This window comes from Granulicella sp. L46 (assembly GCF_009765785.1).
Lineage (GTDB): Bacteria > Acidobacteriota > Terriglobia > Terriglobales > Acidobacteriaceae > Granulicella.
Map to the genome: position 1 here is coordinate 1,472,895 of NZ_LMUT01000012.1, position 17,009 is coordinate 1,489,903.

Consider the following 17,009-nt stretch of genomic DNA (forward strand, 5'->3'; position numbering starts at 1 on the left):
CGGTTCCTTCGCGACGCGACACCCGAAACTAGGCTAAAGACGTCGCTGAGTAACCCGAAACAGGGCTAAGTATGTCGAATTCACCCCCGAAACCCAAGGCTGGGACAAATTGATGAGCACCACAGAAGTTACCCCGCATCTCACTGAGCCCATTACCTTTTGGCAGTCCACCAACGGCAAGAAAGTGGTCATGGCCGTCACCGGCGTCATGATGTTCGGCTTCGTAGTGGGCCACATGCTCGGCAACCTCCAGATGTTCGAGGCCCCCGAGCACATCAACGCCTACGGCCACTTTCTCCACAACTTAGGCGAACTTTTGTGGATCGAACGCGGAGTACTGTTACTCGCTATCGCCCTGCATATCATTGCAACCATTCAACTTGCGCTCCGCAGCAAGGCGGCCAGACCGGTCGGATACTCACGTAGACAGGCGATCAATTCCTCCTACGCCTCCCGCACCATGTACTGGAGCGGTCCCATCGTCCTGGCCTTCATCATCTTTCATCTCCTTCAATTCACAGCCGGTTACATCCACCCACAAGCGACATTCGTACAAGGCGACGTCTATCAAAACGTGGTTTCCGGATTCCAGGTCTGGTGGGTTTCAGTCTGGTACATCTTTGCTATGTGCCTTTTAGGTCTTCATCTTAGCCACGGTCTGTGGAGCATGTTTCAATCCGTTGGACTAGCCCATCCACGCCTCTCCCCCTACCTGCTAAATGCTGCTCGTGCCGTCGCCCTTGTCATCGTTTTGGGGTATATCTCCATTCCTATCAGTGTTTTGCTGGGGTTCATAAAATAGATGAAACTTGACGCAAGAATTCCCTCTGGACCGATTCAAGAAGCCTGGGCGAAAGCCTGCTTCGACATGAAACTCGTAAATCCGGCAAATAAACGCAAGCATTCTGTGATCGTCGTAGGCTCCGGCCTGGCCGGAGGAGCTGCAGCAGCCTCTCTCGGCGAGCTAGGCTACAACGTCAAATGCTTTTGTTTTCAAGACTCTCCAAGGCGCGCACATTCCATTGCCGCCCAAGGTGGAATCAACGCAGCCAAGAACTATCCCAATGATGGCGAAAGTGTCTTCCGCCTCTTCTATGACACAGTCAAGGGTGGCGATTTCCGTGCGCGGGAAGCCAACGTCTATCGCTTGGCCCAGATCAGCGGAAAGATCATCGATCAATGTGTTGCTCAAGGCGTGCCATTCGCACGCGAGTATGGTGGTTCGCTGGCAAATCGCTCCTTCGGTGGCGCCCAGGTCTCGCGCACTTTCTACGCTCGCGGCCAAACCGGTCAGCAGCTTCTTTTGGGTGCCTATCAAGCTCTTGAGCGCCAGGTACATGCGGGCTCCGTCACCATGATCCCGCGCACCGAGATGCTGGACCTCATAGTCGTCGATGGGCAGGCGCGAGGCATCGTCACACGCAGCCTTATCACCGGTGAGTTCAACGTACACATCGCAGACGCCGTCATCCTCGCCAGCGGGGGTTATAGCAACGTCTACTATCTCTCCACGAACGCGAAGGGCTCGAACGTCACGGCCAGTTGGCGCGCCTACAAACGCGGTGCACTCTTCGCCAATCCTTGCTTTACGCAGATCCATCCCACCTGCATTCCGGTCTCGGGTGACTATCAGTCGAAACTCACGCTGATGAGCGAATCCCTGCGCAACGACGGTCGCATCTGGGTTCCGAAGAAGAAGGGCGACCCGCGTCCTCCCAATGAAATTCCAGAAGAAGAACGCGACTACTATCTCGAGCGTCGATATCCCAGCTTCGGCAATCTCGTTCCACGTGACGTAGCTTCGCGAAACGCCAAGGCTATGTGTGATGAAGGATACGGCGTCGGCAAGTCGGGCCTCGGCGTCTATCTCGACTTTTCCGAGTCGATCGCGCGTCTGGGGGAGAAGACAGTCCGCGAACGCTACGGAAATCTCTTCGACATGTATCAGCGAATCACCGACGAGAATCCCTACAAGACCCCCATGCGGATCTACCCGGCCATCCACTACACCATGGGCGGCCTGTGGGTGGACTATCAGCTGCAGAGCAACATCCCTGGCCTGTTCGTGCTCGGTGAGGCCAACTTCTCCGATCACGGAGCCAATCGACTTGGCGCCAGCGCGTTAATGCAGGGGCTCTCGGATGGCTACTTCATCATTCCATACACCGTTGGAAACTATCTGGCCAGCAACAAGTTCGCAAAGGTTGATGAGTCGAATCCCGCGGTGCAGGAAGCTGTCACGGCGGTCAAGACAAAGATCGACAAACTGCTCTCGATCAAAGGCAATCGTACGGTCGATTCCTTCCATCGTGAACTCGGAAAGATTGTCTGGGACTATTGCGGCATGGCTCGTACCGCGGAGGGCTTGGAAGTCGCGATTCAAAAAATCCGCGCACTGCGCGACGAATACTGGCAAAACGTTACCGTGCCTGGCAGTGGCGACGATCTGAATGAAAGCCTGGAGAAGGCTGGCCGAGTTGCCGACTTCTTCGAACTAGCCGAATTGATGTGTATCGACGCCCTCGATCGAAACGAATCCTGCGGCGGTCACTTCCGCGAGGAGTATCAGACACCGGATGGCGAAGCTCAACGTGATGATGAGCGCTATTCCTACGTCGCCGCATGGGGTTATAACGGCCCAGACGCTCCTCCCGAACTTATCAAGGAGCCCCTCACGTTCGAATACGTTCACCCCAGCCAGAGGAGTTACAAGTAAATGAAACTGACACTGAAGATCTGGCGGCAAAAGAACCGTAATGAAAAGGGCGTGTTCGTGAAGTACCCCATGAACGACGTCGATCCCGAGATGTCCATGCTGGAATGCCTGGATGTATTGAACGAGTCGCTGATCCTGCGCGGCGAAGTTCCCGTGGCCTTCGAGCACGACTGTCGGGAAGGCATCTGCGGCTCCTGCGGTTTCGTGATCAATGGCGTCGCGCATGGCCCGGAACGTGGAACCACCGCATGTCAGTTGTCGATGCGTCATTTCAAAGATGGCGACGAACTGACACTTGAACCATGGCGTGCGAAGGCGTTTCCGCTGGTCAAGGACCTCGTTGTGAATCGGCGCGCCCTGGACCACATCATCGAGGCCGGTGGATACGTTTCAGTCTCAACAGGACAGGCCCCCGAAGGAAACACGCTCCCTGTGGGGAAAGAAATTGCCGACCAGTCAATGGATGCTGCCGCCTGCATCGGGTGTGGAGCGTGCGTTGCGGCCTGCCCCAACGCATCAGCTGCGCTCTTCACAGGAGCCAAGATTACACACCTCGGGGTTCTTCCCCAGGGCGAACCCGAGCGCGAGCGCCGAGCTTTGAGCATGGTCGCGCAGATGAATGCCGAAGCCTTCGGAAATTGCACCAGCATTGGAGAATGCACAGGCGTGTGCCCAAAGGAAATTCCATTGGAAGTCATCGCCAACATGAATCGGGACTATGTTTGCGCGAGCTTCAAACGGCGTGAAGACCTTCCTACACCAGTCGCACCCGTGCTTCAGCACACTTAGGCGACAGCAATCCTTAAACAAAAAAGCCTCGCGCCAAGCGAGGCTCTTTTGTTATGAACTGGAATGTAATCCCCAATTCACGAACTTGTAAAGTGGATTACTTTGTGAAAATCGAAGTTCCTGGATTCTTGGCCTCATCGTCGTGAATCCGGTTCTGAGCCCGTTTGGCGCTTTCCATTGCTTCATGATCGAGGCGCTGCTCAGGAGTTTGGTTTTCTGCTTCTCCCCCAGTGCTCTCAATTGCCTCGTGAGAAGGACGATCTGCTGTTTTAGTCGAATCAAGTCCCGCTGCCATATGTCACCTCTGGTCATGTTTGAGGCACTTTGAAGCAGCAGAGTTGTATGCAACCCTTGCTTGATCGGAAGTTCGAACAACATGGAAATTTCATGCATCCCACATTGGGGATAAGTAGTTTGCGTGCAGCGCTTTGAGGTCGCACATGAGCGTTGGACGAATGAGTAAAAACGCGTTGTTACAATCAAGGCTCCGTAAATCAAAGGGATAAGGCTTCTTGTCATGACGAATGATCCAGCGAATATTCACGCAGATGCTCTCGTAATCGACGGGCATGCAGACACCCCGCAAAGATTTTTGGATGAGGCCTGGAACTTCAGCGATCCGTTGGGAGCGGGCATGCTCAACCTCGAATCGGCGCGAGTTGGCAATCTCGCCGCGGAGTTCTTCGCTATATGGGTTGAGCCGAAAGAGTGGCGAGGCCGCTTTGCGCACCGAACATTGCAATTGCTGGACGGCGTCTACCAACAATTGCGAATACATCCTGGCTTGATGCGGTTAGGCCTGACCTCGGAAGACGTCGTTCAGGCCCACCGCGATAAGGTGTTCTGCGTATTGCTGGGCATCGAGGGTGGCCATTCTATCGAAGCGGATCTGGGAATGTTGAGAATGTACTACCAGCTAGGCGTGAGATATATGACGCTTACATGGTCCAACTCGAATGAATGGGCTGATAGTTCCGGAGATATTGACGACCCAACTGTCGTGCACCACGGGGGTCTTACAGAATTCGGACGCGACGTTGTGCGTGAGATGAACAGATTGGGAATGATGATCGATGTGTCTCACGCTGCGGACACTACGTTCTGGCAAGTGCTGAAGACGACACATGCACCCGTGATTGCGTCGCATTCGAGCGCTCGTGCGCTCACGGATTCGCCACGAAACCTCACCGACGAGCAGTTACGAGCAATCGCGACGAACGACGGTATCGTGATGGTGAACTTCTATCCAGCGTTCATCGATGCTGCCTGGCGCGACGGTTGGTCCGCGACGAAAGCTCACCGTGATTCACTCTACGAATCAATGACAAAGGCGTACAGAGACCGCGGAGAGCCGGTTCCCTACTATGCGTCTATGTCCGCCGACCGCCAATACTATGCGGAATTCCTCCAGGACAAATTGCCGCTGGCGCCCCTGAGTGCGCTGATAGACCACATCGACCATGTAGCGCAGGTTGCGGGAATCGATCACGTAGGGTTGGGTTCGGACTTTGATGGATTCCCGATCCTGCCCGAGGGCCTGAATAGCGCAGCCAATCTGCCGAAGATAACAGCGGCGCTCGCAGAACGTGGCTATCGTCCCGAGCAGCTGCACAAACTTCTCGGAGGAAATTTGCTGCGTGTTTTTGCGGCTGTCCAGGCCGAGGCCACCATTGCGTAACGGTTACTTGTGCAATCACTCACTTTGCGTTGGGTATTAACACCTTTGGACCACTGCTTGGCCATCAAACCACCCCGCCTAATGAGATACTGCGAGAGAAAGATTGATTGCAAGTCTCAATTTGAGCTCACGCTGAGCTTCCTGTGGGCTCAGATGCACCCAATCAATCTTTGCTCGAGGACATCAATCGAAAACCCCAGGATCGTTATGCGCATATTGGATGTTCTTGTGCTCGCCTCCGCGCTGCTCGCAGGCAATACCCTGTCCGCGCAATCGTGGGTGATTGGACCATTTGTGCGTCCCTCTGAAGCACCTGTGATCCAACCGAACACGTTTTATTACTTCACCGACCCGATTACGCAGGAGAAAACGTTCTGGGACGCGGGACACGCATTCAACCCGGCTGCAACCATTGCGCCAAATGGTGACGTAGCAGTCGTTTTTCGCGCCGAGGGCACCTCTGGAAAAGACGAAATCGGAGGCCATACCTCGCGACTAGGACTTGCGACCAGCAAAGATGGTCTCTTTTTCACCATCGGAGGAGCCCCTGTCCTCTATCCGCAAAATGATGATCAGAAATCGAAGGAGTTCCCGGGGGGCGTTGAGGATCCGCGCATCGTGGTCGGGCCTGACGGTACGTACGTGATGGCCTATACACAATGGGCGAGAGACCGAGGGGAATACACCGTAGGAATCGCGACGTCGAAGAATCTTGAGGACTGGACCAAATGGGGTCCGGCCTTCGGGAACGCTAAGAATGCCAAGTATGACAACCTGCATTACAAATCGGCCGGAATCCTTACAGAGCTTCACAATGGACGGCTGCAAGCTGTGCGCCTGCACGGCAAATACTGGATGTATTGGGGAGAAGGCCATATTCATCTGGCCACGTCGACGGATTTGATCCATTGGACACCCGTACTGGATACGAAGACGGGTCTGCCGCAAGTGGTGATGAGCGCGCGAGCTGGACATTTTGATAGTGGATTTCCAGAGGTCGGCCCGCCTCCCGTTCTGACGAAAAAGGGCATTGTCCTGATCTACAACGGAAAGAATTCGGCAGCCGGTAAACCTGGCACACAACAAGGTTCGCTCGCCACAGATGCAGCCGCCCCCAAAGACGTCAGTACCGAGAAGACCGCAGGCGCAGACGAATTTGCCGGAGATGCCAACATCCGTCCCGGGGCCTACTCAGTTGGGGAAGCACTGTTCTCAGCTTCAGACCCTGGCAAGCTGCTCGACCGCACAGAACACCCTGTTCTGACCCCGGTATGGCCTTACGAGCGAAATGGTCAATACGCGTCGGGGGCGACGTTCGCAGAGGGTCTGGTGCCTTACAAGGGCCAGTGGCTCCTGTACTATGGCGCGGCAGATTCGGTGATTGGGGTCGCAAGCACGGAGTTGCGGTGAGTGGTAACCGGCATACGGGACTGGGTGGCTTGGACGTTGGCGCTGCATGGAGTAGCCTTAAGTCTGAATGAAGACTCAGAATCTCTCGCCTCGATATTTCTTCTGCGCGCTTGCTCTGCTTATCTGCCCTGCGATCGCTATCGCACAGTCCGCTCCACCAGAGTCGCCGCAACCAGCGCCTCCCGCAACGTCCGCTCCTCCGGCGAATGTTCCGTCTTCAGATGCCCTTCCGGATGCGCCTTCAACGATCGCACATGAACTCCCTCCTGCTGTCCCTACCGGACCGACGGTCCTCTTCGACACGACGATGGGAAGGCTGACGTGCAAGCTGTTTGATAAGGAAGCACCGCTGACCGTGGCGAATTTCATCGGTCTTGCAACCGGCACCAAGACATGGACCGATCCGGCGACCCTGAAAGAAGTAAGTAGCAAGCCGTTCTACGATGGAACCACGTTCCACCGCGTGATCCCCGGCTTTATGATCCAGGGCGGCGACCGTCTGGGAACTGGCGCGGGCGACGCAGGGTACTACGTTCCGGACGAGATCTCGACCTCTCTTCGCTTCGATGTGCCGGGACGACTCGCAATGGCCAATTCAGGACCAGGAACTGACGGGAGCCAGTTCTTCATAACTGAGAATGCGAATGCTGCTCTCGATGGCAACTATACGATCTTCGGTCAGTGCGATCCGCACACGGTGCTCATGGTGAAAGGCATCGCGCTGGTAGACCGCAATGCACAAGACAAGCCGCTAACGCCGGTAGTGATCAACAAAGTTACGATTGTTGCTGTGGGGCAGCCGATACCCCCGTTGCCGCCAAACCCAACGACAACCTCCACGACCGCTCCGACAGGCGAACAGAGTGAGACGCTGAAAGAGCGGCCTCATTAGAGCATTTGGCGTTCAACTGCCGGCGCAACGATGAACGTTTCCATGCACCGTTTCTGTTTGACATCGATATCGGATTTGGTATCCGGTTTTATCTGTAAGATAATAAGCAGGATAGGAACGATCTACTGAGAATTGAATCCAAAGATCATCAACTTGCTTCTAAGAGCACTAGCTCGTAAGATTTGGCCTGATTTTTGGGATGGTGAGGTCTCGAGTTCGGAAAGCGGCCATAGAAAATAATCGATCCAAAAGACGAACAGAAGTGCAGATGGCTTACGTTCTATCGACCGATGAAATTCGTGAAACACTTCGCTCGCCTCTTCCTAAAGAAGATGTCCTATCGATGCTGTCCAGCATCAAACTGCAATAGATGTCGCAATGAGAAAAAGGAGATTCAATGCCGACTACCGCAACCTTCAAGACCTCTGAAGGTACGATTGTTTGTAAGCTTTATGACGTGGAGGCGCCGCAGACCGTCGCCAACTTTATCGGCCTGGCCGAGGGTACCAAGGAATGGAACTCACGGTCCAAGAAAGGGCCGAAACTCTACGATGGCACGATCTTTCATCGCGTCATTCCTGACTTCATGATCCAGGGCGGCGATCCGGAAGGATCAGGCATGGGCGGTCCCGGATACAAGTTTGCGGACGAGACCAAGGGCAGTCCTCATGACTTCAAAAAGCCCGGCAAACTGGCCATGGCAAATGCCGGCCCCAACACCAATGGTAGCCAGTTCTTCATCACGGTGACCGATACAAGCTGGCTCACCGGAAAGCACACGATCTTCGGCGAAGTGATCGAAGGTTATGACGTCGTGGAGAAGATCAGCCGCATTGCCCGTGGTGCGATGGATCAGCCAAAGACTCCCGTCGTTCTCGAGAGTGTGACCATCAACCGCAGCTAGAGCATTCATAGACTTCATGCAAGCGTTGAGCATGCAATAAGAGAGGCAGGTCCATTGAAGGAGCCTGCCTCTTTTTGCTGTTCTCGGTCGTGATTAGGCCACGCCGATGACTGTACAGAGTTCCTTCACAGCGCCTGCACTCTTATTCAGAGCCTCCTGCTCCTCAGGTGTGAGCTTGATCTCGATGATCTGCTCTATTCCTTTGGCTCCAAGTTTGCATGGAACCCCAACATAGAGGCCGGTGATTCCATACTCTCCCTGGAGATAGGCCGCGCACGGAAGGATCTTCTTCTTATCTTTGAGGATGGCTTCCACCATCTCAGTGGCTGCGGCCGACGGTGCGTAAAACGCTGAACCGGTCTTGAGATGCTTTACGATCTCGGCTCCCCCATTGGCGGTGCGCTCCTCCAAAGCTTTGAGCTTCGCTGGCTCGATCAGCTCAGTGATCGGGATACCTGCAACCGTGGAATAGCGCGACAGCGGGACCATCGTATCGCCGTGCCCTCCAAGCACAAAGGCAGTGACGTTCTCGACCGAGACTTTGAGCTCCTCCGCGATGAATGTACGGAAACGCGCGGAGTCCAGAACCCCCGCCATACCGATGACACGCTCCCTGGGCAGACCGGCTTTCTTGAACGCTGTCTGCGCCATCGCGTCCAGTGGATTCGAAACGATAATGAAAATAGCGTTTGGACTGGCTGCCACGGCTTTACCAACAACGTCGCTCATAATGCCAAAGTTAGTATTCAGAAGATCATCACGGCTCATTCCGGGCTTGCGGGCAATTCCTGCGGTAATCACCACGATGTCGGAGTTGGCTGTATCGGCGTAGTCATTTGTCCCCAGAATGGATACATCCCGCTTTTCGATAGGCATTGCCTCGAGTAGATCCAGACCTTTGCCCTGCGGAACACCTTCAACAACATCAATCAGGACGACATCCGCGAGTTCCTTGGCGGCGATCCAATGGGCTGCCGTAGCACCAACGTTGCCGGCTCCCACAATAGTTACTTTCTTACGCATAATACTGCTCTCCTTGATTCCTTTGTTCTAGATGCGTGGCAAAATACCAATTCGCAAAACGATCATATTCCGGGCTACTAACAGTCCGCCAGACGATGCGTGCGCTATTCGCCCATCGAGGGCGGTTTTCGTCAAGGTCGGGCGTCTACACGCAACGATCTGCCACTCAAGCCTTTTGATGGGCCGAAAATGGAAAAGGCGCACCGGAAATTTCCGGTGCGCCCTTGAATGACGGATCGCTAAAACTGACCCCACAGCAACTGGTTATAAACATCGTGATGGAACTGCACTTCGCTGGCCTTCACGATCGTGCCGAGAAGGCGTGGGCAGCGATCGGCGGATGCCTGCTTGAGTTCGGCATACCGTTCCTTCACATCCGCTCCAAGCAGTTCGTCGATCCAGTTGGCCCCACGGAAGTTCTCTAGCGCGGTGTAAATATTATCGGGAAGATAGCGCTCAGCCTGGCGCAGGTTCTTGATCTTGGACGTCTGGCCATGCAAACCGGTCTTGAAGACCGAGTACAGCACTAGGTAAGGATTAGCGTCCGGGCCGACAGAACGAACTTCCACGCGCGCCGACTTCGAGTTGCCGATAGGAATTCTAATCATCGAGCCGCGATCCACGGCGGAAGCTTTGATTTGGTTAGGCGCTTCAAAATGCGGGTCGAGGCGGCGATAAGCATTCACACTCGCGTTGAGCAGGAGACAAATGTCATTGCCGTGCGTGAGGATCTTGTCCACGAAACTCCAACCAAGCTTGGAAGTCTTCTCCTCGCCCTTCGGATCCCAGAAAAGATTTTTGCCTCCCTTGGAGATAGAAACGTTTGTGTGCATACCCGAACCGTTAACGCCCGTGACCGGCTTTGGAAGGAAACTGGCCGTCATGCCCATCTGCGTGGCCACCTGGCGACAAATCAGCTTGTACAGCTGAATCTGATCGGCGGCCGCAACGACATCGCCATACGAGTAGTTGATCTCGAACTGCGACGGAGCGACTTCCGGATGGTCTTTCTCGTTCTCGAAACCCATGGCACGCTGCACTTCGGCAGTGGTGTCGATGAACTCACGGAGCGGGTCACCCGGGAGCGAATGATAGTATCCGCCCTGGTTGACGTACTCGAATTTGCCAGTCTGATGGTAGGTGCGCTCGGCGTCGATACCATCAAAGAGGAAGCCCTCGATCTCATTCGCAGCGTTCAGAGAATAGCCATTCCTGGCAAATTGCTGATTGGCGAAATCCTTCAGGACTCCACGGATGTCGCCAGAGTAGTGGGTGCCATTTTTGTCAATTACTTCGCCAAATACGAGAACCTTGCCCGAACCAAAAACGTCGGCTGGGGTCCAATAAAAAGCGCTCCAATCAAGAGCCAGGCGAAGATCGCTCTCCCGCTGCGCCGTGAAGCCGCGAATGGAAGACCCGTCGAATGTGAGATTATCGTAACTCTTGACCAGAAACTTCTTGTCGTAGTCGAGCATATGAAGGCGACCTTCGAGGTCGGAGAAGAGGACGGTCACGGCCTTGATGCCGGGCGTGTCGGCGAGATACTTTAGTCGCTCTTCCTGGATGACATCGGCAGCGACTCGATTTCTGCGCTGCTCCTTTGCCCTAAGGTTCAGCTCTTCCAACTCCTCGTATGACAATTCCAGAAAGTTACGAAATTCGGTCGACATGGCACTCCTTCATTGGCAGTCAACTGCCGCGGTTAATTTAGTGGTGCTTTGAAACGAAAATGCTGTTTCCTGGGGCAATTCGGGGGCATCACTCAAAAAGTTTCTGTCTTTACTTTAAGGTAGCAGAAGCCGCCATTAAGAAATCATAAAGCCTGCAAAGGTTTGGGCAACCGGGAGCCGCAGCCGCGCTATCTACAAGGCGTCAGCGGAACACCGTTCCACACGCTCGACCCTTGACATGGGATAATTCCACTGAGTCACCGCGGCCAAATAGAGAATCACTCGATCACCACCCGCCTAAGGGAGGAGCCCGAAATTGGGAAAAAACATGGTCCCTACACGCCTGTTCTTCACCAAGGGCGTAGGCAAGCATAAGGAGCGACTGACCTCGTTCGAGCTCGCGTTGCGCGATGCAGGCATCGCGGCACAAAATCTGGTGCGAGTCTCTTCGATTTTCCCGCCAAACTGCAAGATGATCACGCGCAAAGAGGGGCTCAAATATCTGAACCCCGGCGAGGTGGTGTTTGCAGTTGTGGCAGAAAATTCCACCCGCGAACCTCACAGGCTCCTGGTGAGTTCAATCGGCGTCGCAATTCCGGCCGACAAGAATACCTATGGCTATCTTTCGGAACATCATAGCTTCGGCGAGACGGAGGACCAGGCGGGAGACTACGCGGAGGAATTGGCGGCAGAGATGCTTGCGACGACCCTCGATGTCGACTTTGATCCGGATAAAAGCTGGGACGAGAAGAAAGAGATCTACCGCATCTCCAACAAGATCGTTCGGACCGCCAATGTGACCCAGTCGGCCGTGGGGGCGAAGAATGGAAATTGGACAACCACGATTGCCGCAGCGATTTTGCTCTTCGACGATAAGTGAATCGCAGATAAAATGATAGGTGTGATGTGGCGCTGGCTCATTCCAGCGCCTTTTGCTTGGGCAGAATCGTCTGCCCACAGAATTGGGGGAAGTTATGGCTACCAAGCGCGTTGCGCTCATTCAGATGTCCTGCGAAGCCTCGACCGACGCAAATCTAGCGAAGGCCGTAGCGCGAGTGCAAGAAGCCGCCCAGGGCGGCGCAAAAGTGGTCTGCCTCCCAGAATTGTTTCGTGCACAATACTTCTGCCAACGTGAAGATCACGCACTATTCTCGACGGCAGAGCCGATTCCGGGACCCTCCACTGCTGCGCTAAGCAAGGTAGTGCGCGAATATGACTTGGTGTTGATCGCGAGCTTATTTGAACGCCGCGCGCCCGGGCTCTACCACAACACTGCCGCGATTCTCGACCACGCTTCCACCGCGCCGGATAACATCGCGTCTATCTACCGCAAGATGCATATCCCCGACGACCCTCTCTACTACGAGAAGTTTTACTTCACCCCGGGAGACCTCGGATTCCTCGCCCAGCACACCTCGGCGGGACCCATCGGAACACTGGTTTGCTGGGACCAATGGTATCCAGAGGGTGCTCGGGTCACCGCACTCAAGGGTGCCGAAACTCTCTTCTTTCCTACAGCGATTGGCTGGCATCCAAGCGAGAAGGTCGAGTTCGGCGAGCGGCAGTATGACGCCTGGCAGACGATCCAGCGCTCACACGCCATCGCCAACGGAGTCTTCGTCTGCGCAGTGAATCGCGTGGGACACGAGCATGGAGATGTGGAACACAACGGCAAAATGATGCGTGGGCCAGGCGACCACACCGCGGCAGACGGGATCGAGTTCTGGGGTGGAAGCTTCATCGCGGATCCGTTCGGTCGAGTCCTTGCGAAGGCATCTCATGACCAGGAAGAGATCCTGTATGCCGACCTCGATGCGAATGAAGTTGAGGTTACCCGACAGCATTGGCCGTTCCTGCGGGATCGTCGAATCGACGCCTACAGCGGTATTACCAGCCGGTTCTTGGACTAAAACAGAAAGGTGGATTCAACATGTTTCGATCGCTTGTCCTCTTCGCGCTGATCTCGCTGCAACAGACGCCCGATCCCACCCTTCCACCGCCCAATGCTCATGTGAAAGCTACTGCCGTTGGGCTCGGCGTACAGGTATACAAGTGTGCGCCGCAAGATGGAGGCTTCCAGTGGGCGCTCGAGATGCCAGTGGCGAAGCTCTTCGACCCGACAACCCGTCAAGAGGTAGGAACACACAGCGTCGGGCCAACCTGGACGTGGACTGACGGCAGCTCGATTACGGGGAAGGTCCTCCAAAAGCGGGCAGCCTCTGACCCCGTCAACATTCCCTGGCTACTAGTCGAGACGCACTCCACCGGAACAGCCACAGGCATTCTGGCAGATGTAACCCTGGTGCGCCGGTCCGATACCCAGGCGGGCGTCCCCCCCATGGCATGCGATGCAGAGCACCAAAATAACGAAGTGCGAGTTCCCTATCAGGCAACGTACACTTTTTATACGACGAGCAAATGAGTGGGAATCGAATGAGTGCAGAGGATCAGTATCGAATGCCCGCAGAGTGGTCTCCGCATGCGGCTACATGGATCGCATGGCCACATAACCCCGAGGATTGGCCGAACAAGTTCCAGCCGATTCCGTGGGTATATTGCGAGATCGTTCGGCACCTTTCGCAAGTAGAGGATGTCCACATCCTCGTGAACGATGAGAGCGACCAACGTCGCGCCCTCAACATGCTGCGCCGGCAGGGCGGGAATGCAGCTCGGCTTCACTTCCACTGCTGGCGGACAGACCGTGTCTGGTTGCGCGACTCTGGACCAATCTTCGTCAAGAATCCCGAAGGTGAAGTTGCCCTCACAAACTGGAAGTTCAACGCCTGGGCTAAGTACGATAACTGGCGCAACGATGATCTCATTCCCAAGCATGTGGCCAAACTCTACGGTATGAAAAGCTTCGAGCCCACCGTGCCACTCTCTGACGGTAAGACCAAACGCCTGGTGCTGGAAGGTGGCTCGATCGATACGAACGGCGAGGGCGTCTTACTTACCACCGAAGAGTGCCTGCTGAGCGATGTTCAACAGCGCAATCCAGGCGTGAGCCGCGAACAGTTGGAGTGCGCCTTCGCCGAATATCTCGGCATTGAGAAGGTCATCTGGCTGAATCGCGGATGCGCTGGAGATGATACCCACGGCCATGTCGATGACATCTCAAGATTTGTTGGCGTGAATACGATCCTCACCGCAGTAGAACCCAATACCAAGGATGAAAATCACTTGCCTCTAGCCGAAAATCTTGAACGCTTGCATGCTGCGCGCAATCTGAAGGGCCGTCCGTTCAACATCAAGACACTACCAATGCCCGCGCCTGTGATGTTTGAAGGTCAGCGGTTGCCGGCGAGCTATGCGAATTTTTATATTGCGAACGACTTAGTCCTGGCGCCAACGTTCAATGATCCAAACGACCGCATCGCACTAAATACTTTGGCGGAATGTTTTCCCGAGCGCGCGGTGACAGGTATCCACTGCACGGACTTTATCTGGGGTCTCGGTGCATTGCATTGCATGACCCAGCAGGAGCCGAGTTGATGCCAAGAGCAATTGTGGAACTTGTTCGGACCAACGTGCGTATGGAACTCTAGAGAGCCAACCATGACGAAGCAACTTGTTTCTGCCGCCGGCCTCCTGCTGCTAACCTTGGTGCCCGGAACACAAAGTACGCAGGTTCCAGCGGATGATGCGCCTGCCTACACAAGTGGGGGCGATCTCGTCGCGCCGATACATTATCGCGACTGGATTTATCTGACCACCGGAATCGACATGTCCTACGACGCCCCCACTGGGCCGCCCGACCATCACATCTTCTATAACGTCTTCGTAAATCCGACTGCGTATCACAGCTTTTTGGCGACAGGGACATGGCCGGATAAGACCGTCATGGTGCTCGAGGTTCGCGGCGCGGACAGCCCAATTTCAATCAACAAACAGGGGCATACTCAGAGTGCAGAGCTCATGGGGCTTGAGACCCACGTGAAAGACCACGGGAAGTGGGGCTTCTACGATGACAACGGGAAGCTGATTCCGCGGTCTGCGAGTTGCTATACATGCCATGAGGCGCATGCAGCGGTTGACACCACCTTCGTGCAGTTCTACCCTACGCTGCTCCCGCTGGCAACGCAGAAGAAGACCCTATCCGCTGCCTACCTAACGGATCAAGGGGTAACTCCGGTCGCGCAGCCACCCGCAAAGTAGTACAACTGTTGTCGATGCCCACCGATTTTCTTCTAAGAGATCAGGAACTGATGCAAGCAGCCATCGCGGAAGCACGCGCTTCCGAGGCTGCTGGTGAAGTGCCCGTAGGCGCGATCATCGTGTCCCCTACAGGCGAAGTGATTGCTCGCGGGTCCAATCACGTTTTGCGCGATTCAGATCCAACAGCTCATGCGGAGATCGTTGCATTACGTTCGGCAGGAACAGCTCTCGGAAACTATCGCTTGTTGGGATGCACGTTGTATTCCACACTGGAACCCTGTTCCATGTGCGCAGGAGCGATTCTCCATGCGCGGATTGCTCGGCTCGTCTATGCAGCAGCCGACCCCAAGGCAGGCGCCTGCGGATCAGTGATCGCGGTCATGAATCATCCAGCGCTGAACCACCGCGTAGAGTTGGTAGAAGGAGTGTTGGCCGAAGAGTGCGGAAAAATGCTGACGGACTTCTTCCGTTCAAAACGAACGTAGAGGACAGAGTATGCATCAGAAAATAGCGAGGAGCGAAGTTCTCTGTGCCAACTCAGAAAATGGCAGCCGAGAAGTCGACCAAGCGAACCGCAAAGAAACATGAGACTTTCGCGGCGCTGCGCTGGTCAGCGAAAGTGACCACAGACTCTACACACCCACAAAAAGGATTATTCTTAGAAAGTGCCACCATCATAGCTCACGAACTGGCGACAAAAAAGGTTTCACCAAAGGGACCAAGCTCAGGCATGCAAATGTTGACGTTCTATATCAACCGCGCTGGCAAGAACTTGGGCAACGGTCGGCTTGCTGACTTGCAGAGAGCCAAAACAATTCTCTCGGAAATTATTGCGAGCCACAAGACAGATACAGGCTCCAAAGATTATCAAAGAAGAAGGCGTCAACAAAGAAGTTGACCAAGAAAAAGGCAGCATAGCGAAAGGAATCCCAATGGCAGGACGATTGGATGGAAGAACTGCAGTCATCACTGGTTCCGGATCAGGAATTGGACAAGCCATCGCGGAGCGACTCGCGTCAGAGGGCGCCGATTGCGTGATCGACTATGTCGACCATGTCGAAGAGGCAGACCAGACACTCGACAAGATCAAAGCAGCTGGCGGCAAAGCTGTACTGGTGCAGGCCGACGTCTCTGTGGTCGCAGACTGCAATCGGCTAATCGAGGCCGCCTGGACCGAGCTTGGATCGTGCGACATCCTCGTCAACAACGCAGGAATTGAAAAATCTGCGAACTTCACAGACGTCACCGAGGCAGAGTACGACGCGGTACTCGGTGTGAATCTGAAGGGCGCGTTTTTCCTCTCGCAAGCATTTGTCCGTAAGCTCATCGCCGCTAAAAAGCCGGGCCGCATCATCAATATCTCCTCTGTGCATGAGGACATGGTTTTTCCACATTTCTCGACCTACTGCGCGAGCAAGGGTGCCATGCGTATGCTTATGCGCGACCTCGCAGTAGAGCTTGGTCCGGCGGGAATTACAGTGAACAATATCGCGCCTGGAGCCATCAATACGCCGATCAACAAGTCGCTGTTAGCGGACAAACCGAAGCTCAATGCTCTGCTCACGAATATTCCGTTGGGCCGCCTGGGCGAGCCAGGCGAGGTTGCCGGGGTCGTAGCCTTCCTAGCGTCCGACGATGGTGCTTATGTGACCGGAAGCACTTACTTCATTGATGGCGGCCTCATTCGCAATTATCACGAGCAGTGAAATTTCATCAGCGCTTCCCAAGCCATCCACGGCCACGTCTTCACTGATCTGCTACGGCGCAGACGG

The 17,009-nt window shown here is 54.9% G+C and carries 18 protein-coding genes; 15 read left to right on the plus strand and 3 right to left on the minus strand.

The genetic code is table 11. From position 1 onward, the window contains the following. The first annotated feature begins 112 nt into the window (after positions 1-112). The 3 genes from GSQ80_RS15565 to GSQ80_RS15575 are packed head-to-tail and all read left to right on the plus strand — an operon-like array spanning position 113 to position 3,505. A complete protein-coding gene (locus GSQ80_RS15565) occupies positions 113-802 on the plus strand; it encodes a succinate dehydrogenase cytochrome b subunit (protein WP_158788473.1) in 690 nt (229 codons plus the stop codon). Next, on the plus strand, positions 803-2,716 hold the full coding sequence (locus GSQ80_RS15570; protein WP_158788474.1) for a fumarate reductase/succinate dehydrogenase flavoprotein subunit: 1,914 nt from the start codon (positions 803-805) through the stop codon (positions 2,714-2,716). It begins immediately after the preceding gene. Further along, complete coding sequence (locus GSQ80_RS15575) at positions 2,717-3,505, plus strand: succinate dehydrogenase/fumarate reductase iron-sulfur subunit (RefSeq protein ID WP_158788475.1); 789 nt, start codon at positions 2,717-2,719, stop codon at positions 3,503-3,505. A gap of 97 nt (positions 3,506-3,602) precedes the next feature. Here the strand turns inward: GSQ80_RS15575 and GSQ80_RS15580 are convergent, their stop codons facing one another. Further along, entirely contained in the window at positions 3,603-3,800 is a 198-nt protein-coding gene (locus GSQ80_RS15580; protein ID WP_158788476.1) for a hypothetical protein, read from the minus strand. A gap of 222 nt (positions 3,801-4,022) precedes the next feature. Here GSQ80_RS15580 and GSQ80_RS15585 point away from each other — a divergent pair, with 222 nt between their 5' ends. The 4 genes from GSQ80_RS15585 to GSQ80_RS15600 all read left to right on the plus strand — a co-directional run bounded on the left by GSQ80_RS15585 (position 4,023) and on the right by GSQ80_RS15600 (position 8,389). Next, positions 4,023-5,183: a dipeptidase gene (locus GSQ80_RS15585; protein ID WP_158788477.1), complete on the plus strand. Its 1,161-nt coding sequence runs from the start codon at positions 4,023-4,025 to the stop codon at positions 5,181-5,183. 228 nt (positions 5,184-5,411) lie between these two features. Beyond that, the gene (locus GSQ80_RS15590; protein ID WP_254059673.1) at positions 5,412-6,593 is read left to right on the plus strand and encodes a glycoside hydrolase family 130 protein; all 1,182 of its coding nucleotides are present in this window, start codon (positions 5,412-5,414) and stop codon (positions 6,591-6,593) included. A 67-nt stretch (positions 6,594-6,660) separates the two neighbouring features. Beyond that, entirely contained in the window at positions 6,661-7,485 is an 825-nt protein-coding gene (locus GSQ80_RS15595) for a peptidylprolyl isomerase (protein WP_158788478.1), read from the plus strand. Between the two features lie 397 nt (positions 7,486-7,882). Further along, positions 7,883-8,389 (plus strand): peptidylprolyl isomerase, encoded by a 507-nt coding sequence (locus tag GSQ80_RS15600; RefSeq protein WP_158788479.1) that lies wholly within the window; start codon positions 7,883-7,885, stop codon positions 8,387-8,389. Between the two features lie 93 nt (positions 8,390-8,482). On the opposite strand, the gene mdh is transcribed toward GSQ80_RS15600, so the two are convergent. Together mdh and GSQ80_RS15610 are read right to left on the minus strand one after the other, a co-directional pair. Then, positions 8,483-9,412: a malate dehydrogenase gene (gene mdh / locus GSQ80_RS15605; RefSeq protein ID WP_158788480.1), complete on the minus strand. Its 930-nt coding sequence runs from the start codon at positions 9,410-9,412 to the stop codon at positions 8,483-8,485. A 239-nt stretch (positions 9,413-9,651) separates the two neighbouring features. Then, complete coding sequence (locus GSQ80_RS15610; protein WP_158788481.1) at positions 9,652-11,082, minus strand: glutamine synthetase family protein; 1,431 nt, start codon at positions 11,080-11,082, stop codon at positions 9,652-9,654. A gap of 328 nt (positions 11,083-11,410) precedes the next feature. Here GSQ80_RS15610 and GSQ80_RS15615 point away from each other — a divergent pair, with 328 nt between their 5' ends. The 8 genes from GSQ80_RS15615 (at position 11,411) to GSQ80_RS15650 (ending at position 16,943) form a co-directional block, all read left to right on the plus strand. Then, positions 11,411-11,962 carry a pyruvoyl-dependent arginine decarboxylase gene (locus tag GSQ80_RS15615; RefSeq protein ID WP_158788482.1) on the plus strand — a complete coding sequence of 184 codons (552 nt, stop codon included), beginning with the start codon at positions 11,411-11,413 and terminating at the stop codon, positions 11,960-11,962. Between the two features lie 94 nt (positions 11,963-12,056). Next, positions 12,057-12,992 (plus strand): carbon-nitrogen hydrolase, encoded by a 936-nt coding sequence (locus GSQ80_RS15620; protein WP_158788483.1) that lies wholly within the window; start codon positions 12,057-12,059, stop codon positions 12,990-12,992. A 20-nt stretch (positions 12,993-13,012) separates the two neighbouring features. After that, on the plus strand, positions 13,013-13,504 hold the full coding sequence (locus GSQ80_RS15625; RefSeq protein WP_158788484.1) for a DUF3455 domain-containing protein: 492 nt from the start codon (positions 13,013-13,015) through the stop codon (positions 13,502-13,504). A gap of 11 nt (positions 13,505-13,515) precedes the next feature. Continuing rightward, the gene (locus GSQ80_RS15630; RefSeq protein WP_158788485.1) at positions 13,516-14,574 is read left to right on the plus strand and encodes an agmatine/peptidylarginine deiminase; all 1,059 of its coding nucleotides are present in this window, start codon (positions 13,516-13,518) and stop codon (positions 14,572-14,574) included. 63 nt (positions 14,575-14,637) lie between these two features. Continuing rightward, on the plus strand, positions 14,638-15,237 hold the full coding sequence (locus GSQ80_RS15635; protein ID WP_158788486.1) for a cytochrome P460 family protein: 600 nt from the start codon (positions 14,638-14,640) through the stop codon (positions 15,235-15,237). Between the two features lie 50 nt (positions 15,238-15,287). Next, the gene (tadA, locus tag GSQ80_RS15640) at positions 15,288-15,722 is read left to right on the plus strand and encodes a tRNA adenosine(34) deaminase TadA (protein ID WP_216850343.1); all 435 of its coding nucleotides are present in this window, start codon (positions 15,288-15,290) and stop codon (positions 15,720-15,722) included. Between the two features lie 44 nt (positions 15,723-15,766). Then, positions 15,767-16,135 (plus strand): DUF3175 domain-containing protein, encoded by a 369-nt coding sequence (locus GSQ80_RS15645; protein WP_254059674.1) that lies wholly within the window; start codon positions 15,767-15,769, stop codon positions 16,133-16,135. A gap of 34 nt (positions 16,136-16,169) precedes the next feature. Beyond that, on the plus strand, positions 16,170-16,943 hold the full coding sequence (locus tag GSQ80_RS15650) for an SDR family NAD(P)-dependent oxidoreductase (protein ID WP_158788488.1): 774 nt from the start codon (positions 16,170-16,172) through the stop codon (positions 16,941-16,943). The last annotated feature ends 66 nt before the right edge of the window (positions 16,944-17,009 follow it).